Source organism: Gilliamella sp. B3817 (assembly GCF_026536705.1).
GTDB classification, from domain to species: domain Bacteria; phylum Pseudomonadota; class Gammaproteobacteria; order Enterobacterales; family Orbaceae; genus Gilliamella; species Gilliamella apicola_I.
The window spans coordinates 32,254-58,520 of sequence record NZ_JAFNNV010000011.1; the positions used below are offsets into that span (position 1 = coordinate 32,254).

The 26,267-nt window shown below is 34.7% G+C and carries 27 protein-coding genes; 9 read left to right on the forward strand and 18 right to left on the reverse strand.

What is annotated here, in order from left to right:
* The first annotated feature begins 68 nt into the window (after positions 1 to 68).
* Entirely contained in the window at positions 69 to 917 is an 849-nt protein-coding gene (gene rapZ, locus J3U36_RS10550) for an RNase adapter RapZ (RefSeq protein ID WP_267380246.1), read from the forward strand.
* On the opposite strand, the gene J3U36_RS10555 is transcribed toward rapZ, so the two are convergent.
* Positions 918 to 1,739 (reverse strand): divergent polysaccharide deacetylase family protein, encoded by an 822-nt coding sequence (locus J3U36_RS10555; RefSeq protein ID WP_267380247.1) that lies wholly within the window; start codon positions 1,737 to 1,739, stop codon positions 918 to 920.
* Complete coding sequence (envC, locus tag J3U36_RS10560; RefSeq protein WP_267380249.1) at positions 1,736 to 2,944, reverse strand: murein hydrolase activator EnvC; 1,209 nt, start codon at positions 2,942 to 2,944, stop codon at positions 1,736 to 1,738. The genes J3U36_RS10555 and envC overlap by 4 nt, the downstream gene beginning before the upstream one ends.
* A 212-nt stretch (positions 2,945 to 3,156) precedes the next feature.
* Here envC and glyQ point away from each other — a divergent pair, with 212 nt between their 5' ends.
* The 3 genes from glyQ to ybaK all read left to right on the forward strand — a co-directional run bounded on the left by glyQ (position 3,157) and on the right by ybaK (position 7,624).
* Entirely contained in the window at positions 3,157 to 4,092 is a 936-nt protein-coding gene (gene glyQ / locus J3U36_RS10565; RefSeq protein ID WP_065558403.1) for a glycine--tRNA ligase subunit alpha, read from the forward strand.
* Positions 4,093 to 4,100: 8 nt separating this feature from the next.
* Positions 4,101 to 6,173 carry a glycine--tRNA ligase subunit beta gene (gene glyS, locus J3U36_RS10570; protein ID WP_416379846.1) on the forward strand — a complete coding sequence of 691 codons (2,073 nt, stop codon included), beginning with the start codon at positions 4,101 to 4,103 and terminating at the stop codon, positions 6,171 to 6,173.
* Between the two features lie 965 nt (positions 6,174 to 7,138).
* Positions 7,139 to 7,624, forward strand: a complete 486-nt coding sequence (gene ybaK / locus J3U36_RS10575) for a Cys-tRNA(Pro) deacylase (RefSeq protein ID WP_267350111.1) — start codon at positions 7,139 to 7,141, stop codon at positions 7,622 to 7,624.
* A gap of 172 nt (positions 7,625 to 7,796) precedes the next feature.
* Here ybaK and J3U36_RS10580 read toward each other — a convergent pair whose 3' ends face one another.
* From J3U36_RS10580 to J3U36_RS10595, 4 genes are all read right to left on the reverse strand, one after another.
* Positions 7,797 to 8,069: an HU family DNA-binding protein gene (locus J3U36_RS10580; protein WP_065558407.1), complete on the reverse strand. Its 273-nt coding sequence runs from the start codon at positions 8,067 to 8,069 to the stop codon at positions 7,797 to 7,799.
* A 176-nt stretch (positions 8,070 to 8,245) separates the two neighbouring features.
* Complete coding sequence (locus tag J3U36_RS10585) at positions 8,246 to 8,839, reverse strand: YjaG family protein (protein ID WP_267380253.1); 594 nt, start codon at positions 8,837 to 8,839, stop codon at positions 8,246 to 8,248.
* Positions 8,832 to 9,905, reverse strand: a complete 1,074-nt coding sequence (gene hemE / locus J3U36_RS10590; RefSeq protein ID WP_267380254.1) for a uroporphyrinogen decarboxylase — start codon at positions 9,903 to 9,905, stop codon at positions 8,832 to 8,834. The genes J3U36_RS10585 and hemE overlap by 8 nt, the downstream gene beginning before the upstream one ends.
* 89 nt (positions 9,906 to 9,994) lie before the next feature.
* The gene (locus J3U36_RS10595) at positions 9,995 to 10,894 is read right to left on the reverse strand and encodes a LysR family transcriptional regulator ArgP (RefSeq protein ID WP_065558410.1); all 900 of its coding nucleotides are present in this window, start codon (positions 10,892 to 10,894) and stop codon (positions 9,995 to 9,997) included.
* A gap of 208 nt (positions 10,895 to 11,102) precedes the next feature.
* On the opposite strand from J3U36_RS10595, the gene rpiA reads away from it, so the two are divergent.
* Together rpiA and serA are read left to right on the forward strand one after the other, a co-directional pair.
* Positions 11,103 to 11,777 (forward strand): ribose-5-phosphate isomerase RpiA, encoded by a 675-nt coding sequence (gene rpiA, locus J3U36_RS10600; protein ID WP_267380256.1) that lies wholly within the window; start codon positions 11,103 to 11,105, stop codon positions 11,775 to 11,777.
* 59 nt (positions 11,778 to 11,836) lie between these two features.
* Positions 11,837 to 13,078, forward strand: a complete 1,242-nt coding sequence (gene serA / locus J3U36_RS10605; protein WP_267380257.1) for a phosphoglycerate dehydrogenase — start codon at positions 11,837 to 11,839, stop codon at positions 13,076 to 13,078.
* 137 nt (positions 13,079 to 13,215) lie between these two features.
* On the opposite strand, the gene srlR is transcribed toward serA, so the two are convergent.
* From srlR to srlA, 6 genes are all read right to left on the reverse strand, one after another.
* Positions 13,216 to 13,995: a glucitol operon DNA-binding transcriptional repressor SrlR gene (gene srlR, locus J3U36_RS10610; RefSeq protein WP_267350121.1), complete on the reverse strand. Its 780-nt coding sequence runs from the start codon at positions 13,993 to 13,995 to the stop codon at positions 13,216 to 13,218.
* 102 nt (positions 13,996 to 14,097) lie between these two features.
* On the reverse strand, positions 14,098 to 14,463 hold the full coding sequence (locus J3U36_RS10615) for a transcriptional regulator GutM (protein WP_267380258.1): 366 nt from the start codon (positions 14,461 to 14,463) through the stop codon (positions 14,098 to 14,100).
* Between the two features lie 72 nt (positions 14,464 to 14,535).
* A complete protein-coding gene (gene srlD / locus J3U36_RS10620; RefSeq protein ID WP_267380260.1) occupies positions 14,536 to 15,315 on the reverse strand; it encodes a sorbitol-6-phosphate dehydrogenase in 780 nt (259 codons plus the stop codon).
* 10 nt (positions 15,316 to 15,325) lie between these two features.
* The gene (gene srlB / locus J3U36_RS10625; RefSeq protein ID WP_267380262.1) at positions 15,326 to 15,694 is read right to left on the reverse strand and encodes a PTS glucitol/sorbitol transporter subunit IIA; all 369 of its coding nucleotides are present in this window, start codon (positions 15,692 to 15,694) and stop codon (positions 15,326 to 15,328) included.
* 24 nt (positions 15,695 to 15,718) lie between these two features.
* On the reverse strand, positions 15,719 to 16,726 hold the full coding sequence (locus J3U36_RS10630; RefSeq protein WP_324101231.1) for a PTS glucitol/sorbitol transporter subunit IIB: 1,008 nt from the start codon (positions 16,724 to 16,726) through the stop codon (positions 15,719 to 15,721).
* A 27-nt stretch (positions 16,727 to 16,753) separates the two neighbouring features.
* Positions 16,754 to 17,302, reverse strand: coding sequence for a glucitol/sorbitol-specific PTS transporter subunit IIC (srlA, locus tag J3U36_RS10635; protein ID WP_267380263.1), 549 nt, complete (start codon positions 17,300 to 17,302; stop codon positions 16,754 to 16,756).
* Positions 17,303 to 17,576: 274 nt separating this feature from the next.
* Here srlA and J3U36_RS10640 point away from each other — a divergent pair, with 274 nt between their 5' ends.
* The 3 genes from J3U36_RS10640 (at position 17,577) to mutH (ending at position 19,507) form a co-directional block, all read left to right on the forward strand.
* A complete protein-coding gene (locus tag J3U36_RS10640) occupies positions 17,577 to 18,161 on the forward strand; it encodes a Dps family protein (protein WP_065558418.1) in 585 nt (194 codons plus the stop codon).
* Positions 18,162 to 18,240: 79 nt separating this feature from the next.
* Positions 18,241 to 18,789, forward strand: a complete 549-nt coding sequence (locus tag J3U36_RS10645; RefSeq protein WP_267380265.1) for an NADPH-dependent FMN reductase — start codon at positions 18,241 to 18,243, stop codon at positions 18,787 to 18,789.
* 49 nt (positions 18,790 to 18,838) lie between these two features.
* On the forward strand, positions 18,839 to 19,507 hold the full coding sequence (gene mutH / locus J3U36_RS10650) for a DNA mismatch repair endonuclease MutH (RefSeq protein ID WP_267380267.1): 669 nt from the start codon (positions 18,839 to 18,841) through the stop codon (positions 19,505 to 19,507).
* A gap of 29 nt (positions 19,508 to 19,536) precedes the next feature.
* Here mutH and argA read toward each other — a convergent pair whose 3' ends face one another.
* The 6 genes from argA to aroE all read right to left on the reverse strand — a co-directional run bounded on the left by argA (position 19,537) and on the right by aroE (position 26,108).
* Positions 19,537 to 20,865 carry an amino-acid N-acetyltransferase gene (gene argA / locus J3U36_RS10655; protein WP_267380269.1) on the reverse strand — a complete coding sequence of 443 codons (1,329 nt, stop codon included), beginning with the start codon at positions 20,863 to 20,865 and terminating at the stop codon, positions 19,537 to 19,539.
* Positions 20,866 to 21,199: 334 nt separating this feature from the next.
* Entirely contained in the window at positions 21,200 to 22,480 is a 1,281-nt protein-coding gene (locus tag J3U36_RS10660) for an MFS transporter (protein WP_267380270.1), read from the reverse strand.
* Positions 22,481 to 22,554: 74 nt separating this feature from the next.
* On the reverse strand, positions 22,555 to 23,754 hold the full coding sequence (locus J3U36_RS10665; protein WP_267380272.1) for an MFS transporter: 1,200 nt from the start codon (positions 23,752 to 23,754) through the stop codon (positions 22,555 to 22,557).
* Between the two features lie 290 nt (positions 23,755 to 24,044).
* Positions 24,045 to 24,557, reverse strand: coding sequence for a shikimate kinase AroL (aroL, locus tag J3U36_RS10670; protein ID WP_267350141.1), 513 nt, complete (start codon positions 24,555 to 24,557; stop codon positions 24,045 to 24,047).
* Between the two features lie 213 nt (positions 24,558 to 24,770).
* A complete protein-coding gene (locus J3U36_RS10675) occupies positions 24,771 to 25,124 on the reverse strand; it encodes a DUF1870 family protein (protein ID WP_267350143.1) in 354 nt (117 codons plus the stop codon).
* 153 nt (positions 25,125 to 25,277) lie between these two features.
* Positions 25,278 to 26,108 carry a shikimate dehydrogenase gene (gene aroE, locus J3U36_RS10680; protein ID WP_267350145.1) on the reverse strand — a complete coding sequence of 277 codons (831 nt, stop codon included), beginning with the start codon at positions 26,106 to 26,108 and terminating at the stop codon, positions 25,278 to 25,280.
* Positions 26,109 to 26,267 lie beyond the last annotated feature (159 nt).

Genomic DNA, 26,267 nt, shown 5'->3' on the forward strand with positions numbered 1-26,267 from the left:
TTCCAAATTGCAAGTTTACGAATAAACGTTATATACTTACATGCATCAATTATATCGGAGTTGAAATTGTGATCCTACTGATAGTAAGTGGCCGTTCAGGTTCAGGAAAATCGATTGCATTACGTGCGTTAGAAGACATGGGTTTTTATTGTGTTGATAATATTCCTGTTGCTTTATTACCACAATTAGCTGATTCACTCAAAAATAATAAAACCCCTGTTGCTGTGAGTATTGATATCCGTAATTTACCAATCAATTTTGATTTTGATAAAGATATATTTCAACGTTTACCTCAATCTGTTTCGCCTGAGATAATTTTTTTTGATTGTAGCCGTAATACGCTTATCCGTCGTTATAGTGAAACAAGACGAATTCACCCATTGGCTAATCAGCAATTTTCCCTTGAAGAAGCCATCGATCAAGAAGAAAAGTATTTAGAACCCTTAAAATCTCATGCTAGTTTAATGATTAATACTGATAATCTTTCCGTGCATGAATTATCAGATATTTTACGATCTCGTATTTTAGGCAAAAAAGAGCGTGAACTCACTATGATTTTTGAATCATTTGGTTTTAAGCATGGTTTACCGGTGGATGCAGATTTTGTCTTTGATGTTCGTTTTTTACCGAATCCACACTGGGATGTATCGTTAAGACCACTAACAGGATTAGATGATCCGGTCAAAAACTATCTATTAAAACATGATGAAGTGACCAATTTTATTTATCAAACTGCAGATTATTTAAAAAATTGGTTACCAATGTTAGAGAAAAACAATCGAAGTTATTTAACTATTGCAATTGGTTGCACTGGTGGTCAACACCGTTCCGTGTTCATTGCTGACCAGTTAGCTGATATTTTTCGAGCTCAAAATAAACAAGTCCAAGTCCGTCACCGTACTTTAGAGAAGAAGTAATTATTGCTGAATTATTGATAAATAATAGATTTCATAACCTATTTTTTCAAATATTTTGTATATATCTTTGAAGGTTAATGTTGGTTTTTCGGGTAAGGATTCTGGATGAATTAATTCACTAAGTTTAACAAGTTGTATATCTGAAGGTAATTCGGACAGCTTTTTTGTTAAGACGTTCACCGTTTGTGGATAAGGATGACCAATAACAATTGCTTGCCCCTTTTTTCGGGCTAATTCAATAGCAATATCAAATTGGTAAGCAATGGCATTTTCATTCTGTTTATCATCAAGAAAAACATCTCGTACAAGAACAGGTATATTATAGTTTTGAGCCGCATTAATTACCTGCGTTTTACCTATTGTTTTGCTGTCTAAATAGAAGAATGAATAATGGCTAAGTGCTTTCATAACATGCTCCATACCTTTAAGGTCAGATGTCATTAAACTTCCCATATGATTATTCACGCCAATTGCATAAGGTACGCGCTCAACAGCATTGGCAATAATTTGATTAACTTCTTCTTCCCCCATATAAGGAAATAGTGTCTCTTTTTCTAATGGTTGTTTAGATAATGGTGCCATGGGTAAGTGAATAATCACCTCATTACCTTGTTTGTTTGCTAAGGTAGACATCTGTTTGGCATGGGGTGAATAAGGCAAGACTGCAATCGTAATATTAGGTGATAGTGAAATAATTTTTTGTTCATTTTGCTGACGATAACCGAAGTCATCAATAACAATAGCCAGTTGTGAAGCAAGTCCATTATTAATAGGGAATAATAACAGACTCATAAAAACTAAACTTACACAGCGTACAATCATTTTAACCATCCACTCGGATCTAGCGCTTTACCATCACGCCGAATTTCAAAATAAAGTCCGGGATTATTTTGACCACCACTCGAGCCAACAATTGCAATTGATTGACCGGTTTTAATTTTATCCCCAACTCCCACTAAAACACGCTGATTATATCCATATAAGCTCATGTCGCCTTTTCCGTGCTCCAAAACCACCATAAATCCATAGCCTTGTAGCCAACTGGCTAATAACACTCTTCCATCAGCAATTGCTTTGACTGTCACACCATTTTTCGCATTAATGACCATACCTTTCCAGTATAATTCGCCCTGTAATGCCTCACCAAATCGATGTGCCACACTCCCACTTACCGGCCAGTTAAATTGATGAGCCGGTTTGCCAATACCACTCACTCTTGCCATGAGTGATTGTTCATCTGAGCTCAATGTATAGTTATTATTTTTTTGTTTTTCTTCAATATTTTTAGCTTGCCTTGCTTCTTCTTCTGCAATACGTTGACTTTCTTTTTCTGCTTGAGCGATTTTTGCTTGCAACTTCGCTTCGTTTTCACGTAGTTGCGCTAATTTTTGTTGATTCTGTTGCATAGATGATTCAAGCGATACTATCGTTTTTTTACGATTTTGACGATTTTTTTCAAGCCTCAATTGTTCTTGCTTTTGTCTATTTTGTAATACTTTATGAGAGGACTCTTTTTTTTGCAAAGCTGCTTTTTTTTCACTTAATTGTAATTGGGTCTCTTTAAGCTCATTAATTAATTGCTCTCGAGCTTGGTTAATGTATCCGTAATACTGAATAATTCGTTCGTTACGTTCCCCCTTTTCCCCCGAAAATACCAGTTCTAATCCGCTATTTTTCCCAATTTTAAATGCACCAATCAATTGTTTAGCTAACACTGCTCGTTGCTGTGTTTGCTTATTAACCAGCTCATCTATCTGGTCAATCATTATATGAATTTCTTGATTAAGTTTTTTTAACGATAAATCATTTTTTTCAATTGAGGTCAACAAAATTGCTATTTCGGTTTCTTGCTGTTTAAGGTCTTTGACTAATTGAGTGCGTTGTTTATTTTGTTCTGCTATTCGATTTTCTTGTTCTTCAATTGAACGACGCAAAGACTCTAGCCTCTGAGTATCATCAGCGTGCAAAAAACTAACATTGATTAATGTTATAAAAATAATCACAACAATTTTTTGATAAATAGACATGGTGTTTTATTTTAGATTTATTACCAAGCAATAATGATAATGTCACTATACCGACAAATAGGTAAAGATGCAAAATGTAAACCACATTAAGATAGTTAAGTAATATATTATGATATGAAGCGATTAGACATTTCACAAGCACTCATAAAAAGTATAAAATACAGCACTGTTTTAAATATCGAAAAAATCAATTCAACCATAAAGACAACATCATGCAAAAGTTTAATGTCAAAACCTTTCAAGGTTTAATACTTACGTTACAAGATTACTGGGCTAATCAAGGTTGTACAGTGATTCAACCCTTAGATATGGAAGTGGGTGCAGGTACATCACATCCAATGACCTGTTTACGTGCGCTTGGACCTGAGCCAATTAATGCTGCTTATGTTCAGCCTTCTCGTCGCCCTACTGATGGTCGTTATGGTGAAAATCCAAATAGGCTACAACATTATTATCAATTCCAAGTTATTTTAAAACCTTCACCCGATAATATCCAAGAACTTTATTTAGGTTCGTTGAAGGAGCTTGGTCTAGATCCAACAATCAATGATATTCGCTTTGTTGAAGACAATTGGGAAAACCCAACCTTAGGTGCCTGGGGGCTTGGCTGGGAAGTGTGGTTAAATGGTATGGAAGTAACCCAATTTACTTATTTTCAACAAGTCGGTGGACTTGAATGTAAGCCAGTAACAGGTGAAATAACGTATGGTTTGGAACGACTAGCCATGTATATTCAAGGCGTCGATAGTGTTTACGATTTGATTTGGAGTGATGGAGCATTCGGTAAAACGACTTATGGCGATGTTTTCCATCAAAACGAAGTTGAACAATCAACTTATAATTTTGAATATGCGAATACTGACTTCTTATTTTACTGTTTTGAACAACACGAAAAAGAAGCAAAATTTTTGCTTGAGTTAGAAAAGCCACTTCCTTTACCAGCTTATGAACGTATTTTAAAGGCCGCTCACTGTTTTAATTTACTTGATGCCCGTAAAGCCATTTCGGTTACAGAGCGACAACGCTATATATTACGTATTCGAACATTAACTAAAATGGTTGCTGAAGCCTATTATGCATCACGTGAAGCGCTCGGTTTCCCTATGTGCCAAAATTCACCTTCAAGCGAAAGTGCATCATCTAAGTAGGAATATATATTATGCAAAAAACATTTTTAGTGGAAATTGGTACAGAAGAGTTACCACCAAAATCGCTCCGAACTTTGGCTGAAAGTTTTGCGGCTAATTTTATCGAACAACTGGATAATGCAAATTTAGAACATGGTGAAGTCCTTTGGTATGCATCACCAAGACGTTTAGCATTAAAAGTATTAAATCTGAATGATACTCAACCTGATAGCCAAATCGTTAAACGAGGCCCAGCAGTAAGTGCAGCATTCGATCAAGCAGGAAATCCAACGAAAGCCGCAGAAGGTTGGGCTCGTGGTTGTGGTATTACGGTTGATCAAGCAGAACGAATACAAACAGATAAAGGGGAATGGCTTTCTTTTACACAAAATCAAAAAGGACAGCCTGTTGTCAATTTGTTATGTGATATGGTTAAAAATGCTTTAAACAAATTACCAATACCAAAACCAATGCGCTGGGCAGCCCGTCAAGTTGAATTTATTCGCCCAAGCCATACTGTGACGATGTTATATGGTGATGAACTGGTACCCGGTACTATTTTAGACATTGATTCCGCACGGGTGATCCGTGGACACCGTTTTATGGGTGAACAGGAGTTTACTATCGATAATGCCGATCAATATCCTGAAATTTTAGAACAACGCGGTAAAGTTATTGCTGATTATGATAAACGTAAATTAATTATCCAACAACAAGCAGAAGCCGCAGCGGCAAAACTTAATGGTAAAGCGGATTTAACAGACAGTTTATTAGAAGAAGTCTCTTCATTGGTTGAGTGGCCTGTTGTTTTAACAGCAAAATTTGAAGAACGTTTTTTAGACGTCCCTGCCGAATCACTTGTTTATACTATGAAAGGCGATCAAAAATACTTCCCTGTTTATGATAAACAAGGAAAATTGCTACCGAATTTTATTTTTGTTGCTAATATTGAGTCAAAAGATCCACAAGTGGTCATTGCTGGTAATGAAAAAGTGGTTCGTCCACGTTTAGCCGATGCTGAGTTTTTCTATAAAACAGATTTAAAACAGCGTTTAGAAGATCGCTTACCTCGCCTTGAAACGGTATTATTTCAACAACAGTTGGGTACTGTAAAAGATAAAGCATTACGTATTGAATCATTGTCAGGTTTCATTGCTGAGCAAATTGGTGCAGATGTAGCACAAGCAAAACGTGCAGGCAAATTGACTAAATGCGATTTAGTCACGAACACTGTTTTCGAGTTTCCTGAAACGCAAGGGATTATGGGACGTTATTTAGCCCTTAAAGATGGTGAAAGTGTTGAAGTCGCCACCGCCATAGAAGAACAGTATAAACCTCGTTTTGCCGGTGATGAGTTACCAAGTACAGCTGTTTCTTGTGCTGTTTCAATCGCTGAAAAAATGGATACTTTAGCCGGTATTTTTGGTATTGGGCAACACCCTAAAGGCGATAAAGATCCCTTTGCACTGCGACGTGCGGCTATTGGTGTGCTAAGAATCATTGTAGAAAAAAACTTACCGTTAGATCTTATTGCGTTATCTGAATTTGCCGTTTCATTATATGGTGATAAATTAAATAACCAAAATGTTGTAACTGATATTGTTAGTTTTATGCAGGGTCGTTTTCGTGCTTGGTATCAAGAACTTGGTTTCACCATTGATACTATTCAAGCCGTATTGGCTCTTAATCCTACCAAACCAGCCGATTTTGATGCGCGTGTAAAAGCCGTAACACATTTTAGAACACTGCCAGAAGCATCATCATTAGCTGAAGCAAATAAACGAGTATCGAATATATTATCTAAAGCAGAACTAGCAATTCCTGATAGTGTTAATGCTTCATTGCTTGAAGCCGGTGCAGAAGGAGAGTTAGCAAAACATGTTGCGGTGTTAATGGATAAATTAGCCCCATATTTTAATCAAGGACGGTATCAAGATGCCCTCGTTGAGTTATCTACGCTTAAAGCACCCGTTGATGAATTTTTTGCTTCAGTTATGGTCATGGTTAATGATGAAAAAATAAAACTTAATCGTTTATCATTATTGAAAAAACTACAAAGTTTATTTTTAAAAGTTGCAGATATCTCATTATTACAATCATAATAAATATATATCAACACTTGTGGTAGCCTATTTTGGTTACCACTTAATGACTTAGAGCTAAAAAATGCAAACCGAATTATCCTTTTCTCGATTGTTAAATGAAACAATTAATTTTATTAGAAATCGTTTTCAGCCAATCATTATCATCTGTTTTTTAATCAGTGCCACTACCACACCAATTTTAAATAATTTATTTGATAAACAACTTTTTCAGCAATTATCTAACCAATCTCTCTATGCCGTGTTATTGCAATTATTAAAACCAGCAATGATTTATATGGTGATAAATTTTATGACACAGGCGATTATACTTGCTGTGATATATAATTATTCAATCAGCAATAAATTTAATTTCAATTTAATATTGTCCCGTTTGTTACCAAACATATTAAATTTAATCGGTTTAAATTTAGTTTGTGCATGTTTAATCGTTACTGGGTTAATATTTATGTTATTAATATGCTCAGTTTTGAATCTGATTTTACCCATCCAAATCATGAATCTTTTAATTTTAACGGTCACGATTGTTGCTATGATTGTTATATCGATAGTTTATTTCCAATTCAATAGTTTAATTATTGAACCTTCAACAAAAGATTTTTTCCAAAAATTTATAGAATGTTTTACACACACGTTAATGTATTGGCGATTAACCTTACCAATGTTTTTAATCTACTTTTTAGCTATATTTTTATTGTCACATTGGGCAATTTCAATTACATCGCTGATGATAAATATTATCTATTCAACAATAATAATATTTGCAAATATCTTTATGATATGTTTTCTTTATCGTCTCAATATGCTATTAAAAAACCAGCATAAAACCCATTAAAAAACAAAGCAAAATATCAATTAATTATTTAAAATTATCCACTATTCTTTTTAATCACTCTATTAAAAAATTTATAGAGTGATTAAAATTAAATGATACCCTATCATTTTGAATTACAGGGGATATTGATATGACACCAGCGATTAACCAACTAAAAAAATTAAAAATTCAATTTAAAATTCATCAATATGAACACGACCCTAATACAACTAATTACGGTCAAGAAGCTGTCAATAAACTTGATCCAACATTAAATGTGATTGCCGATCAAATTTTTAAAACGCTTGTTGTAAGTTTAAACAACAATGACAAAACATTAGCTGTTTGCGTATTACCTGTTAATAAACATTTAGATCTTAAAAAAGTAGCAAAAGCATTTAACTGTAAAAAGATTGATTTAACTCATCCTAATATAGCTGAAAAAACGACAGGCTATTTGGTTGGAGGAATCAGTCCATTAGGTCAGAAAAAACGTCTACCCACATTAATTGATATTAGCGCAAATTATTTAAACACTATGTTGGTATCAGGCGGAAAAAGAGGATTAGAAATTGAAATGGCACCTAGTGATTTACTTACAGTATTAAATGCTAAATTTATAGAAATTACATCTTAGCTTAATTAAATAATATTAACTAACAAACACAGATTAAATGTAAGATATTTTAAACGCATTGTAATGCATTGATACGTTTTAATCATTTTTTTAAATAGAAAGGTCATGAAACGATGTTCCATGACCTAGCGTTATTAATTGTCAAAAAAACATTTTCGACAATTTAAAAAAACTATTTGATTGCTTCTTTAAGACTTTTACCTGATACGAAAGCAGGTACTTTGCTTGCAGCAATTTTGATTTCTTTACCGGTTTTAGGATTACGACCCGTGCGTGCTTTACGAGCATTAACTTTAAATGTACCGAAACCAACTAATTGTACTGGTTCGCCAGCTTTTAATGATTCAGTAATAGCTGCTAATGTAGCTTCTAACGCAGTTTTAGCTGCAACTTTAGTAATATCAGCTTTACTAGCAATTGCATCGACAAGTTCTGTTTTATTCATGGAAATATCCTTACATATTTATTTTATTGTTAAAGTTAACATAATAAAGAAAGTTAATTACATAACTTTCCAACTGTAAACAACATTTAGGTTACATTACTATTAAATGTAGTCTATATTGCTCTAATATAAAAGAAAAATTTATTAAAAAATAAAAAAATCATGGCTGGAACGCTTTAATTGCTTAAAAAAACACCAATATTGCTCATTTGTGACGTCCGAATTTCTGCTTTTAGACCTTTTATTAAATCTTCCATTTCATTTTTTTCATCGCGTAATAATCGGAAAATTTTCCATTGCAAATCAAATTCATCAATTACACTAGGTAATTGCTGTTGTTCATCCTCTGAAAGTAAAATATTTTCTTTTGTCATCTCAAATTCAGCAATAGTTGTCGCTGAGATACTACTTACTTTAGCGGTGTGTTCAGCAATATCACCACTTAAATACGAGTGTAACAACTCGCTAAGTGCCTGACATGCATCAATAGCAGGATAGACCATATAAGGGCTTTCATTAGTAAAAACAGGAATGATAGCTTCTAATTTTTCTAGCTGTAAATCAAAGTTTATTTTTACATCATAGACTAATAAGGATTCCCATATTAAATCAAGTATTTTTTTGTAATTTTTACTATCTTCTTGATTATCAACTTGTTTGCAGTAGTAAACAAAGTTAGGGTACATTCGTTCACACAAACAAACCATAAATAAACGTTGTTGCCATTCAGGCAATTTTTCCATTCTTAATTGAATTGGGTTTTTAATCATGATGAAACCTTTTTGATTGACGATGAACCGCGTCAATTAAATATTGTACATGTTCTAGCGGAATATCTTGATGAATACCATGTCCTAAATTAAAAACATGCCCATTATGATAGCCAAATTCCGATAACACAGCATCTACATTCGCTTCGATTATTTGCTTATCAGCATATAATACTGAAGGATCAAGATTACCTTGTACCGCTATTTGTCCTTTTTGTGGCACGTTACTTAGATCAACTGTCCAATCAACACCTATCGCATCACATCCCGAGTTTATAATATTTTCTAGCCATAATCCGCCACCTTTAGTAAATAAGGTTACAGGTACATAAGAAGTGATATTTTGACTCTTTTTACCTTGTTTTAATTGCGATAAGATTAATTTCATATAATCTAATGAAAACGTTTGATAGCTTTGATGACTTAGCACCCCGCCCCAAGTATCAAATATCATTATCGACTGCGCTCCGGCTTCAATTTGGGCATTTAAATATATAGCGACACTGTTAGCCAGTTTTTCAAGTAATAGGTGCAGTGCTTTAGGATCACTATACAGCATTTTTTTTATTTTAGTAAAAGCTTTACTGCTACCACCTTCAATCATATAAGTAGCAAGTGTCCACGGACTACCCGAAAATCCAATTAATGGTACTGTTCCGTCGAGTTCTTTTTTGGTTAGCCGAATAGCATCCATCACATATCTCAATGATTGCTCTGGATCAGGAATGGGGAGTTGCTGAATATCAGATAGACACTGAATTGATTGCTTAAATTTAGGACCTTCTCCCGTCTCAAAATACAAACCAAGACCCATTGCATCAGGAATAGTTAATATATCAGAAAAAATAATGGCGGCATCAAGATCAAATCTTTTCAGTGGCTGTAAAGTCACTTCACAAGCTAAATCGGGAGTTTGACACATCGTCATAAAATCCCCTGCTTTAGCTCTTAAATCACGATATTCAGGTAAATAACGCCCAGCTTGGCGCATCATCCACACAGGCGTATAATCAACAGGTAAACACTGTAAAGCTCGTAAATAACGATCATTTTTTAGTTGATACATAGCATCGACTCTTTTAGTTGTTATGACAATTGATCCAAACGTTTAAAGTTAACATGTTATTTTAGCATTTTATATGCTTATATAATCGATTATTTATGAGGTTGAGAAAGCACATTTTGTGCATAACGGATCAATGTTTCAGAAATATTTTGCATCACACTACTTTCAGGGGCAAATCGATGCCAATAAAGCATTCGTCTTTGATAAAGACCTTCTGTCAAATTGACAAGTTCTCCCGTTTTCAACTCTTGTTCAACTTGAAGTTTTGGTAACATACAACAAGCCGAACCTTGTTTGGCTAGCTGAACAAATGCTTCAGAAGAACTGGTTATATGACAGACGACACTTCCTGGCGTAAGATTAAAATTCTCTTGTAAAAAAGCTTGATGCATATCATCTAAATGATCAAAAGCTACCGCTGGTGCTTTTAACAAGGAAGAACGGGTAACCCCATTAGGAAAATATTTTTTAGCAAAATCTGGCGACGCAACAAAAATATAGTCTAAGGCGCCTAACATATCTGACAAGCAACCCGGTAATGGATTGGCTTGAATACTGATTGCGGCCACAACCGTACCAAGTCGCAATAATTCTAATGTATGCTCTTCATCTTTAACTTGGATATCAAAACGTAAAATATTTTTATCTAACACGGGTTTTAACGCAGGTAAAAGCCAGGTTGCGAGTGAATCCGCGTTGATTGCAATCGATAACGACAATGGTGTCGGATTTTGATCGTTATCGCCTAACCATTGTTGTTCGAGTAATTCTACTTGATGCAATAAACCTAAAAGATGTTCCCCTTGCTTGGTCGCTTTGGGCGGAATGGTTCTGACTAAAAGCTGCTGACCAAAAAAACTTTCAAGTTGCTTGATGCGTTGTGAAACCGCCGGTTGTGTAATACACAATTTATCGGCTGCTCTTTCAAAACCTCGCTCTTTTATTACTGCATCTAATGCTTGTAATGCTCTATAATCTGGACGCTTCATAATCTCTTTACGAATAATGGGATCTTTGCTTGAATACTCAAACCTTTTAGAACCGGCTAATTTTTTAAATAGATCTAAAACTTAATATATTTTATTAAAATACTAATGATTTTTGCTTTCCAAACGGTTACTATGCCATATCTTCAGTAATTTTGCTTTCAAAATTTTATTTTTTTGAATAAAAATTATTTAAAACTACGGTGATATTATGACGCAAGATGAATTAAAAAAAGCGGTCGGCTGGTCTGCTTTAAAGTTTGTAAAACCCAACTCATTAGTTGGAGTTGGAACAGGGTCAACAGCCGCACATTTTATTGATGCTTTAGCAACGATTAAAGGTCAAATTAAAGGAACGGTTTCAAGTTCAGAAGCTTCCACCCAAAAACTACTCAGCTATGGTATCCCCGTACTTGATTGTAATGAAGTCGATAGTTTGGATGTTTATGTTGATGGCGCAGATGAAATTAATTATCAGATGCAGATGATAAAAGGTGGAGGAGCTGCACTCACGCGCGAAAAAATTGTTTCAGCATTGGCTAAACAGTTTATTTGTATTGTTGATGAATCAAAAGTTGTCAATGTATTAGGTAAATTTCCTTTACCCATTGAAGTCATTCCAATGGCTAGATCATACGTTGCACGTGAGTTATTTAAACTGGGTGGAAAACCCGTTTATCGTCAGGGCGTGGTGACTGATAATGGCAATGTTATTTTAGACATTCATGATTTAGTCATCACAAACCCAATTGAATTAGAAAATTGTATTAATAATATTCCAGGTGTCGTCACAGTTGGTTTGTTTGCTAACCGAGGTGCAAACATTGCATTAGTCGGTTCAAGTTCAGGTGTCAAAGAGTTAACATTAAACCGTTGTTCAAATTAAATTGAGTGTTATTATTAAAGTTTTACGCATTGATGTAGTATATGGAAAGAGAGGAAAAGATGGTTGTTCAGGCTTTAACTAAAGATGAAAATAAGTTTTTATTACTTGAAGGTGTTCACCCTAGTGCCATTGAGGTACTCAAATCCGCAGGTTTTACAAATATAGAATATCTTAAAAGCGCCTTATCCCCTACCGAACTTAAAACAGCCTTAAAAGATGTCCGCTTCATAGGAATTCGCTCAAGAACTCATTTAACCGAAGATATTATTAATTCAGCACCTAAATTAGCCGGTATTGGTTGTTTTTGTATAGGCACGAATCAAGTTGATCTCGATGCTGCAACTGTTAAAGGTATTCCTGTTTTTAACGCTCCATTTTCGAATACCCGATCTGTTGCTGAGCTTGTTTTAGCCGAAGCCATATTATTACTTCGACGAGTACCAGAAGCCAATGCTCAAGCTCATCAAGGTAAATGGAATAAAATAGCGACGGGATCTCATGAAGCTAGAGGTAAAAATCTAGGTATTATTGGCTATGGTCACATAGGTAGCCAATTAAGTATATTGGCTGAATCATTGGGAATGAATGTCTATTTTTATGATATTGAAACAAAATTACCTTTAGGCAATGCAAAACAGGTAGCAAGCATGAATGAATTACTCGCAATGAGTGACATTGTCAGTATGCATGTCCCTGAAAACCCAACCACAATCAGAATGATCAGCAAAAATGAGATCAATCAAATGAAATCAGGTGCGATATTAATTAATGCATCACGCGGTAAAGTTATCGATCTTGATGCATTAACTGATGCTTTAAAAGCCAATAAAATTAGTGGTGCCGCCATTGATGTATTTCCGACCGAACCAGCAAGTAATAATGATCCATTTGAATCGCCATTATGTGAATTCGATAATGTCATTATCACTCCGCATATTGGTGGTTCTACCAGCGAAGCTCAAGAAAACATTGGTATCGAAGTGGCGACTAAATTGGCTAAATATTCCGACACAGGTGCGACCCTGTCAGCTGTTAATTTCCCTGAAGCTTCTTTACCTATTCCGGCTAAAGGATCGAGTCGATTTATCAATATCCACCATAATCAACCCGGTGTATTAACCGCAATCAATACTTTGTTTGCAGAACAAGGTTTAAATATTTCGGCTCAATACCTACAAACGGATCCTAAAATTGGCTATGTAGTTATTGATATCGATAGGGTTGAACAAAGTAAAGCTGAAGAGTTATTAATTAAACTCAAAAATGTCGCAGGGACTATCAGAGCAAGATTACTATTTTAACTAAAGAAAATTATCAATTAAAGGGTTATTGATCATGGGTTTTGGTTTCTAACGTATCTCAATATATATTGAGATTACGTAAGAAGCCAAATACTCCAGAAATTTAATTCCACATTCAATCAAACTTTAGTATTAATCTATTTATCAACTACTTTAACTTTAATAACATTGATACCCCGTTGTATCAAAGCATCATAATATTTATCATCTAAATGATCATCAGTGATGATAGTATCCACTGCATCTAAATCACAAACAACATTTGGGCTTCGTCGTCCAAACTTTGAAGAATCCGCTAATAAAATCAGTTTGGCAGCAGCTTTACTCATTGCCACACTACCGTGATAACTTTCATTAAAAGTGGTTACCCCACCAACCAAATCCACGCCATCAGCACCCATAAACAGTTTATCAAATGAATAGGATTCAAATGCTGCAATAGCGGAAGCATTATTACTATGAAACGAAGCGGATTTACGACGAAATGTGCCACCTGTTAATATAATATTTTGGTCATTATCATTAGCAACGAGCTCATTCACCATATGTAAACTGTTGGTCATGATAGTTAAATTATTGAATTGAGCTAGCATAGGAATCATTTGTGCAACGGTACTTCCTGCATCAAAAATAACAGAATCCCCGTCATGAATAAGTGTTGCCGCTTCCTGTGCTATTGCTTTTTTTTGTGCCGTATTAATATAAGTTTTGTGATCAATCGCACGGTCACCAATTTCGCGATTTAACATCGCACCACCATAAGTCCGTAGTACAAGCCCACTTTCATAGAGTTGAGTAAGATCTTTTCGAATAGTGGTACCCGTCGTTTGAAAATGGGTAGCTAGCTCATCAACACTCACTTGCCCATTTTTTTGCAGATATTCTAAGATTGCAGTTTGTCGTTGCCTTACTTTCATGATTGGAGTCCATTATTACTGTTTAATAACAGAATTAATTTATTGTATAAAATATTATACTTCATCATGAAAGAAAATACTTTTCAAAATAAAAGATAGGGATTATTTATTTGCTTTTAATGCAAGAATCAAGGCGCTTTGTGACGCAAAATCATTGGGGAAAATGGTTTCAGGCATAATATCGGTAATATTTAGTCCCAATAATTGTGGTATTGGTTTTGGCAATGCAAAAACGGTCACTCCTTTCATCCATACTGAATCAATCACTTTTTTATCGTGATCTAATGATAGCGCGATTAAAACTTTCGGTTTAAAACGTTGAGTTTGGCTACGACCAACACCTAAGTAAGTGCCTTTCTTCATCGATAAAAATGCTCGATTAAAACGACGAATTTGAAACCAGCCAAGTATTATCTGTATACTCCAAGCAATTAGAGCCAATAAGGCTAACGTTGATGTCGTATCCATTATTCTCTCCTTTTAACCAGACCAGAAAAGAGATGTGCGAAAGGCATCGCTATACCTTCGCACCAAATTGAGTTAAAACATAACTTGTCCACCCGTAATATTAATTGATTGTCCTGTACAATATGATGCTTTATCGCTTGCATAAAATAACAATACGTTAAGCACATCTTGATAATCACAACCTCGTTTGAGTGGCACTTTATCAATATAAACTTGTTCAACTTGGTTTTCTGGTATACCAAGTTTTTTAGCATATTGTGGAATCAAGGATTGAAACATTGGCGATTTTAATAAGTTACCCAGCATCAATGAATTAACCGTAATTCCGTAGTCAGCAAGATCGAGTGCTAAAGATTGCGTTAATCCAACGCCACCAAATTTTGCGGCGCTATACCCTGAATTGTGTTTGCTACCGACTTTGCCCGATTTAGAGTTAATTTGTATAATTCGACCAGCAGTTTTATATTTAATCATTAAATTAGCAAATTCACGTGCACATAAAAAATAACCAGTAAGATTAACATTGACGGATAATTGAAAGTCTTTCAATACAAAATGAGTAATGGGCGCAGCTTTAGCAACACCGGCACTGTAAACCATTAAATCAATTCGTTTAAATGTGTTATCAACTTCTTGAGCTAGCTGTCGCACGCTCTCCTCATTTGTTGCATCGACCCCAAAACCTTTTGCTGTTCCTACCCCATGTTTTTTATTTATTACTTCAGCAACTTTATTTGCATTATCAATATTTAAATCTGCAACGGCAATTTTATACCCAGCATCAGCAATACCTTCAGATAAAAAAGCCCCTAAGGTTTGTCCACCACCTATAATGACTGCTACTTGTTTCATTTTCTGTTCCTTAAATAGTTAAAATTATAATTTCATCATCGATATTAAGTTGATTAGGTATTTCACCAGTAACATGCACTGACCCCGGTAATTCAGCTTCACGATTCCCATCAAATCTTAATGTGACATGACCTAACTCTTTAAAATTGGTTGTGGCGACTTCCCCAACCGAAGTTATACGATAAGTGTGCTTGCCTAATTGAATGCATTGCCCTATTTCAAGATTCTGCCTTAACTCGTTATGACTATGTATAAAGCAATAATCGGCTAAATCAGACGGTGCACCTTCTTTAAACAGGATTAGCATGCCATCTGCCAACGCTTCTTTGGCAAAGTCACCAATTTGTTTAACTTTTGAATGGTAGATAACTTTTGACATCATTGACCTTCTCTATTCGTTTGCTTATTGATAAATAAATAACGATACTGCCCACGCAATTAAAACCGTTGGCGCGCCAGTTAAGAAACGACTGACTAAAACAGCGGGAACCCCAACACGCACGGTATCTTGTTTCGCTTCGGCAAGAGACAAACCGACAGGAATGAAATCACAAGCAGCTTGAGCATTAATGGCAAACAAAGCAGGTAAAGCTAAGTGTGGCGGAATATTACCAAGACCAATTTGAACACCAACTAACGTCCCGATGACTTGTGCAATAACCGCACCGGGTCCTAAAAATGGCGAAAGTAATGGAAAAGAACAAATAAGCGCTAAAATAACCAGACCAAATGGATTATCAGCTAATGGAACTAAGCCATGAGCTATTAAATCACCTAATCCTGAGGCAATAATAATACCAATTAAGGCCGATACAAATGCCATAAACGGTAAAATAGTTTTAAGTACAGTTTCAATCGTATCTCGACCAGCTTGAAAGAATACGGCAACACCTGATCCCATACCGATACCGATTTTTGCTAATAAACCATCGCTTTGTTCGGTAATTTTTTTACTACTGTCATACTCTTTAAAATTATTTGTGTGCACTTTTTGATGTGAATTGTTTGTAACAGATGCTTTCTGGATGTCACTATCTATCTCTTTTTCAATCACACTAATATTATTGGATTTTACGGCTGAGACATAAATATCTTCCAAAATATATTGGGCAAGCGGCCCTGATTTACCTGTCGCATGAATATTAATCGTAGGCACTCTATTTTTAGGATAGATACCACATCTTAATGTGCCACCACAATCAATGACAGCAACCCCAATTTCATCCTTAGGCGGTTCCCCTTCTTTAAAACCATCTATAGCTTGCCAACCCGTTAATTTTTCTAAAGTATCAACAATTGCTGGTCGGGTACCTGCTGCAATGTAGACAATTTTTTTACCCACTATAATTGGCAGCTCTAAAGGTCCACCCCAACCGGCTTCACCTTTTTCAATTCGAATAAATTTCATCATGTTCATTTCCTTGTTTATTCCTTTTAGTTATAGATGTACCTTTCGATCTAATTTAATGCCCATTTTTCTTTCAAAAATAGCAGTACAAAAATCAGTAATCCAACCTCTAAAAAAGTTGGTGAATAAGCCAACTAAAAAATAACTTACAGCCAATGGTCCTAAAGGAAGGTTTAAGGTTGTTAACCCGGCCGCGATACCTAAATAAACAAAAAGTTCACCGGGATTAACATGAGGAAATAACCCATTCATTGAATGGCAGCTGTAAGAAGATGCCGCATAATAACTAGGTTTATAAAACTCGGGCATAAAACGCCCTAGGCTAAGCGTCATCGGATTACAAAAAACAAATGTGCCTATTAAAGGTAACAATAAATATCGTGAAATAGGATTGCCTGCACAAGCTTGCGCTAAGCGCTCAATACGGTCTTGCCCAATGAATTTGATTACGGCATTCATAACCACTAACAGTGAAATTAACAGTGGTAATATTCCCGTAACCATACCGACAAACACTTTTCCACCTTCTTGAAATAAGCCGATAAACCATTCGGCTCCATATGAAATTGTATCAATCATAATTTCTCCTCATTAATTAAACTTCAAACAAAGAGTATCAATTTCAAAAACACAAAACTTTTAACTATGTCACAATTTGAAATAAATTCTTTTATTGTGAAAGAATTTATTTCAAATGATGCTTTATTTAGAATAAAAATAAGAATCATAGACTGCTGAAATAGCAGTAATAGTTAAAAATAGCTCATTTTGATTGGACTTTAGTTAAGACTTGGCGTAATTTGGTATAGGAAAGTTAAGCAATTTTTACAATTCACCTATAGGAGAATATTAGATGGCTAAAAGTACTACTTCCAAAAAAACGACTACAAAAAAACCGTTATCTGCCAAAAGTACAGCTACTGCAAAAAGACTACAACAATCTGCAATTTTATTTCCAACTGATTTAGGTCAAAAAGCGTCTAAAGATATCTCTGGAGCAATGAATTCTGTATTAGCAGATGTCTTTGCTTTGTATTTAAAAACTAAAAACTTCCATTGGCATGTCAGTGGTCCACATTTTCGTGATTACCATTTAATGTTAGACGATCATGGAGATCAACTATTTGCAATGACTGATCCGATTGCTGAACGTGTACGTAAATTGGGTGGAACAACGTTACGTTCAATTAGTCACATCTCTAAATTACAAAGTATTTCTGACAATAATGCAGATTTTGTTGAGCCGTCTGATATGCTTGCTGAACTTTGTCAAGATAATATTAGATTAACAGAACGAATGCGTGTTGCTCATGATATTTGTGATAAATATAATGATTCAGCAACAGCAAGCTTAATTGAAGAATGGATTGACCAATCAGAAAGACGAGCTTGGTTCCTATTTGAAACAGGACGTAAATTGGATTCATCAGGACATTAAAACACCGTAATGATCTGTAATTATTTTAAATAAGAGACACTAATGGTGTCTCTTTATTTTCAATTTAAGGGGACCCAAAATGAGTAAAAAAATTGCAGTACTCGTTGGTAGTTTACGTAAAGGTTCATATAATTTAAAAGTAGCCAAAATCCTTAAAGAAATTGCCCCTTCTTCACTTTCCTTATATTTAATCGAAATTGGCGATCTTCCCTTTTATAATGAAGATATTGATACCGATACCCCACCAGCATCTTACACTTTATTTCGCAACGAAATAGCGGATTGCCAAGGCGTGATTTTTGTCACACCTGAATATAACCGAGGTTTGCCTGCTGTGATCAAAAATGCAATTGATGTCGGCTCACGTCCTTATGGTAAAAATGTCTGGGCAAAAAAACCAGCCGCAGTGATTTCGGTATCACAAGGTGCAATTGGCGGTTTTGGTGCTAATCATCAACTACGTCAGTCACTAGTTTTTCTAGATATGCCAACCTTACAACAGCCTGAAGCTTATATTGGTGGTATCAGTGCCGCTTTCGATGGGAATGGCAATATTTCAGAAAAAACCCGAGAATTTCTTTCATCAATTATTCAAGCTTACGCAGTATGGGTTGAAAAATTAAGCTAATCCTTTATCATTTTAGGTAGGCATAATTATTAGATGATAGCGTTTATAAATGGCAATATTTTTTCCAAGCAACGAACAAGAGTTATTAGATCGAGCAAAACTTGTTGCTGGATATACATTTGGTGAAATTGCTCAATATTTAGGCATGCCAATTCCTGACAATTTGACTAAACAAAAAGGATGGGTTGGCAATCTTATTGAAACGTTTTTGGGAGCCAATGCCGGTAGTAAAGCTGAACGAGATTTTAGTAATTTGGGCATCGAACTAAAAACAATTCCAATTGATATGCATGGTAAACCATTAGAAACGACCTTTGTCAGTGTAGCACCATTAATGGCAAATCATGGTGTGATTTGGGAAACAAGCCATGTGAAATATAAATTATCTAAAGTACTTTGGATCCCAATCGAAGGGGAAAGATCTATCCCACTTGCCAATCGTAAAGTTGGCAGTCCTATTTTATGGATACCCTCAAAAGAACAAGAACAGCAACTCAAACAAGATTGGCAAGAACTGATGGATATGATTGCATTAGGTCATGTTGAAAAAATTACAGCACATTATGGCACATATTTACAAATAAGACCTAAAGCAGCAAACGGTAAAGCTTTAACCGAAGCGGTAGGAGAAAATGGTCAAACTATTTTAACACGTCCACGTGGCTTCTATCTTAAAAAGTCTTTCACCAAGCAAATTTTACACAACGCTACTTACTAATACTATCATCCTGATTTTAAGAAAAGAATTTATATAATATCAAGCATTAAAATTTTGGAGTTACGTTGATAATTATAAAGTTGCTTTTTTTTAATCGGTAAATCATCAACTTCAGCTGGGTTAAATCCCTTTTCTCTAAACCAATGAATACTACGCGTTGTTAACACAAAGATTTTATTAAGTCCTAAATTTTGTGCTCTACTTGCAACCGTGCTAATCAACAAATCACCTCTGGATGAATTGCGATAATCAGGATGAATGGCAACACACGCCATTTCACCCATTTTTTCTTCCTGATAAGGATAAAGCGCTGCACAACCGATAGTCATATTGTCACGCTCAATAATCGTGAATTTATCAATTTCCATTTCCAACTGCTCTCGTGAACGCTTAACTAAAATACCTTGTTCTTCTAACGGACGAATCAATTCTAAAATACCACCAATATCGTTAATGGTCGCTAAGCGAATTTGTTCAGAATGCTCTTTAGCAACTTGGGTACCAATACCATCACGTGAAAATAGTTCTTGTAAAATAGCACCATCAATTAGATAGCTAACTAAATGACTACGCCTAACGCCATTTCGACAGGCTTTTGAAGCGGCTTTCAAAAAGCGAGCTTCACTGGATAGATATTTACCTAATTGCTGTTTACGATTGACATAGTTGTCAGCATCGATTGGGAAAAGGTCAGTAATAACTTTACCTTGTTCATCAAGTACACCCTGCTCAGCACAAAAGCTGATTAACTTTTCAGCTTTGACTCGAATCGCCACTTCGGCAGCAACATCTTCTGAAGCTAAATTAAAGCTTTCTCCAGTCACCGATACACCAACCGGCCCTAATAGCACAATTGAACCACGATTGAGTTGCTCATCAATTGCCTCATTGTTAATACGACGAATTTTACCCGTATGGCAATAATCAATTCCCTCATCTATTCCTAAGGGTTGAGCAATAACAAAATTACCGCTGACAACATTAATATGAGCACCTTGTAATGGGGTATTATTTAAACTCATTGATAAACTGGCAGTAATATTCAGTTGTAACATGCCTGTTACTTGCTTAATAATATCCAAAGTAACGGCATCTGTAATTCGGGTGTTTTTGTGGTATTTCGGCTCAATATTGTGATTTTTAAGTGATTCATCAATTTGATTGCGTGCTCCATTGACAATAACCAATTTGATTCCAAGACTATACAGTAATCCAATATCACTAATAATACTTGAATAGTTATTACTTTTTAGCACAGCACCTGTTAATAGGATAACAAAAGTTTTTCCATGATGAGCATTGATATAAGGTACAGAATGTCTTAATCCTTCAACTAACTCGGTTGTTCGCTCTTTCATTTTCGCAATCACCCAAATTGAATATTTATTCATATTTTTTGTATTTTTATTTATTTGCGAACAATAAGCAAGCAATATTTGATAAAATTTTGACAAGATAAAATCACAAGTTAAGTACCAAAAGAAAAACCTGTATTCAACAGTGTGTTGTTTATCAAAATTTTATTAAAAGTGGTAACAACAAACAAAATCAACGTATAAAAAAAGCACACCATTATTGTATGCTTTTTAAACTAAGAATAATTTTAAGTAATGCACTAAAAAACGAGTATTATTTATTCATCGTTTTTTGTCATAATTAATATCAACATCCCTTAAATTTTTATTAAATCGTTTATTTATTAATATTAAAGATCATGCGATAGCGCATTAATACGACAACCGCTAGTAATGTACCTAAACCTGCAATGATTGCATCACTTAACATGATATATCTTAAACCAAAATTTGTAGATATCCAGCCAATTAAAAAGGGAATGACTGTCGTTGCAACGCTCGATGAAGTGAAGAAAATGCCCAATACTTTACCCTTTCCTGATGGAAAAAATTCAGCCATGGTCGTTAATGCAAGTTGTAATACACCGCCTGCAGCTGTGAAACCAAGCACAAATCCTCCGACAATACACATTGTTGGTGTTGGATTGAGATACAATCCGATAAGCATTAACATAGATAACAGCGGATAGACAACCACAATATATACAGGTTTAATTAAACTTTTGACTAATATTGAAGTTAAAAAGACACTAGCAAGGGTACCTAGACCATACGAAGAGAATGCCTTAACCGCTCCTGCTGCATCCATGCCAGCGACAGTTTGAGAGAAATCCTTTAAACATGAAGAAACCAAATAAAATGTTGCGGTAGAGGTAAAACCAATCACAATAAAACAGATACCTTCAATCCAAAAATTTGATTTATGTTTTAAAGTTGGCGCTTCTTCAGTAATCGTTTGTAAATCTTTTTCTTCTTGTTCTGGTGTGATTTTATGATTTGGGAATGGCATTTTCAGTACAACTAATGCATTTAATGCGAGAATAATACAACATAAGATAAATGACCAACCGTAATATCCTTCACTCGCCATAATAATACCCATAATGATAGGTAGTACCGATTGACCTGCGGCAATCGCTGCTTTAGTTAATATCGATGCAGAGCCAGGCGATTTTGGAAAAGCTTCCATTAATGCTGGATAAGTACCGGCATCAAGTGTTGAATTAGCTATACCGCCTAACACTGCAAACATAAAGGCAATTTCAAAACTTGGGCTAACCAAAATACCAACTAAAAAACCAATATAAAATAATCCGCCTAACGCAATGAAAGGTTTTCGCCCATACTTATCGGATAACGTTCCCATAACAAATAGGACTAACAAGCGCCCCACGCCTAAGCCCATCATGACATCATAAACACTCTTTTTTGCCTTACCTATTAAGTCAGTTTGTTCAGGAGTAAGTGCATCTTGCGCAATATGAAATAAGTAAGCAATGTCAGGATTAAACTGAGCAGCTAAATAATCAATATTCAAACCAAGTATTATTGCCCCCATTCCATGCACAAAGTAGTTTATATATAAACAGATCGAAGTGCCTAAATATCTATTTTTCATTTATTATTTCCTGTATAAATTAATTTTCAAAACACTAAATTAAATTTTACTCATCATGTAAATAACATTGAGTTTTAAATTTTTTTCATATCTATCACTTTGTTAAAACGGAAATAGACAATCAGCGCTAATACCACACTAGTCAGCGCAATAACAAAATCGGTTAAAATGGCATAACGTACATCAATTTTCGCTAATTTAGGCACTATCAATGGAATAACAGTAAAAGAGAATCCGCTAAAAGTATACATACAACCAACGGCAATACCTTTATGGGTTGGAAATAATTGTTGCATGACAACTAACGTTAGTTGAAGTACGCCACCTGCAGCAGTAAACCCCATTCCAATAGCAACAAAAAAACACATCTCCGAAGATATATTGAAATAGAAAAGAATGAGCACAAGAGCGGATAGAGCAGGAAGAATAATGATGCAATCTATTGGCTTTAAAAAATATTTGACTATAAATGCAGTAACAAACACAGAAATAATTGATGCTCCGCTATAATAGCTAATCAACTGGTTAGCTTCAAATTCATCCATATTCACACCTTGAACCGCTATGGTTGGCAACCATTGTGAAATGACCAAAAATGTTGCTGTGGTGGTAAACCCCATGATAATTAATAGCACACCTTCAATAGCAAATTTTGGGGTATCTTTAAAATAATTATCACTTCCTTCACACCCCGTAATAGCAATTTTTTTAGAAGGAAATTGGGTTGGTGCAAGCAATATTCCATTGATTATCAAAAATGCAGCAAAAGAAAGAAATGCCCAACCATACCAGATATGATATTCACCAAAAAAAGTAACGATAAAAGGTAATATTAATGTTCCAATTGAAATGAACGCTTTAATCAATACACTAGCAGAACCTGCTGATCGAGGAAAACACTCAGTTAATGTAGGCATAGAGCCAGTATCTAAACATGAGTTTCCAGCCCCAATAGCAATAGCGAGACAAAAGGCGATATGAATGTCAGTGCAAAACGTCATACCTACAAAAAAGATTACATAACATGCCATTCCTAAATAGATAAAAAGTTTACGACCAAATATATCTGACAAGATTCCACCAGCTAGCATCAAAGATATTTTTCCTATCCCAATACCAGAAGCAACATAGCCAAGTTCAACAATATCGGTATTGAGTTGTTTTGAAAGATCATTTGAAAATTGCATGATTACGATTAAAGCAATACTTTGTATAATGTAATTTGCGTAAATAGAGCTGACAATCCCATAAGAATTGACCTTTCGATTATCCATTGGTAGTACTCCATAGCTAAAAATTAAAAATATAAAACTATAATTGCTTTCAATATACAATCATCAATCTGAATCTAAAAGAGATAAGTATAATTTTATTGCTAAACTTTAATGTTGGTCACATTTATTTATAGATTCTAATAAATTCATAAATAGAAAAATATAGTATTGATTAATATACGAACCAAAAAATAAATTTATTCTATAGTATTTTAAGAATTTATTCTTTTTTTTTATAAAAAATGCCACATTGAATGTGGCACTTTGGAAGAAAGGAAGAAAATAGTATATTAATTCTGCAAAATTTGAAGAATTTCACTAAGAATTTGACTTTCATCTTGATCAACATTGATTACATGATGTGCTGCATCATGATATAAAGGTAATCTATCTGCTAATACTTTTTCCATTTCATCAACGATGGATAAGCCTGTTAAGGATGGTCTTTGGGCAACATTAGGATCTTTCATTAAGCGTGCGGCTAATGTTGCCGCAGGAGCAGATAAAAAGATCACTGTTCCATTTTGTTTCATGAAGTCACGATTATGTTCAGCTAATACCATCCCACCTCCAGTTGCGATAACACGTGACGATTTGGTCGTATCAATCAGGACTTGACTCTCTCTTGCTCTGAATCCTTCCCAACCTTCTTTTTCGACGATTTCTGCAACGGTTTTTTGGGTAGTTTCCAGTAAATGGCAATCTGTATCAACGAAAGAAAATGACAGCTTATTTGCAAGCATTTTTCCTATAGTTGTTTTACCTGCTGCTCTTGCACCAACTAAAAAAATTGTCTTATTCATATTGGATCCTTTCATATTTACAGATTGAAAAATATATCACTATGCTAGTGATTCACTTCAGCTTTTGCAACAATTTTTTTACATATTGTTTATCAAAACAAACGGCATTGATTTTTATAAATTTAATTTAATTTTTTATCAATTTTTTGTAAATAAAAATTTACACCCTTTATTCTGTTCACTTTATAAATTTATATTATCATCTATAATCTACTAACAAAGTTTTTCTAAACCACGAAAATAGAGTTCCGTTGCAATTGATTGATGTAAGCGCCACTGTATGACATCAAGATCTGGGTTTACCTTTTTAAATTCTTCAAATGTCATGAAATAACGAATAGTATTACTTCCTACTCTATCATTAATACTATTGATGATAATATTTACTTTATCAGTACGAAGTTTTTTTAGCGCTTTCATTGCATTAGCCACAAATTCCGGTACAGGCTCTATGCCTTTTTCCCAATCGTGCCAAGTTTTCGCATCAGTTTTACCAATATATTCGCTTGCTTCTGGCACTTTTAGCATAAGAAAACGGCGATAAGCTTGCAATTCTAGGTTAGTCATAATTACTCCTTCTAATAACAGACTAAATTTATACAATAGAATAAAAACCAATTAAAATCGAAAATTAGAATTTTTCAGCAAATTGTATAAATCGTTTATCAAACACATTTAATGATGCAAAATGGTTCAATGTATTGAATTTTTACTAAATACTTATTTTTCAGCTAAAGCATCTATAACAGCTTGTTTTGCCCGGTCAGATAAATCTTTTCCTGTCCAAATTTTGAATTGGGCATTCGCTTGACCGATAAACATTTCTCGTCCCGAAATTGATTCCCATCCCGCTTTTTCAGCTTCTTGTCTAAAACGAGTATGATATGGAGTATACACAATGTCATATGCAATACCTTTTCCTTTGAACCAAGAATATTCATAAGGTGTCTGATCTTCCAATTTACCTTTCATACCTAATGGCGTAGAATTGATAATAATTTGTGCTTCAACTTTATCACGGTCTTCCCAAGCAACCGTTTTTAAATTAAATTCTTTGGCAAGCTCTGACGGCAAATCTGTTACAATATCCGTTACAGTAATATCGGTATAACCTAGATCATGTAAGCCAACTACCGCAGCTCGAGCTGCACCGCCTGCGCCAAGTAATAGCACTTTTTTGTAGTGTGGCGGTAGCTGCTTTTCTTGAAGAGGTTGCATAAAACCAACAATATCTGTGTTATCACCACAAAGCTTATCACCATCCCAATAAACCAAATTTGCAGCACCTGCTTTTTTGACATGTTCAGTCACTTCATCTAAATAAGGAATAATAGCTTGCTTATGTGGAATTGTGACACACAATCCGCGAATATTTAATAATCTTACAGATTTAAAAAGAGTAGGAATATCTTCTGGTGGTGTTGAAAATGGAACCAAAACCGCTGGAATGCCATAATCTTGAAATGATGTGGTATGAATTAGTGGACTCAAACTATGTCCTAAAGGATAACCGATAATACCGTAAATACTATAAGGCGTGAACTGGCTCATGTAATCTCCTTGAAAGTTAGAAAATTAAACCGAATAAATAAATTCTGTCATTCATTGTATTAAAGCATATTTATTATAAAATTAAATCATTTTTTCTAAAATTATAGATACCCTTAATGATTTGTTTTATAACAATTTGTTTAATATATAGAATTTAAA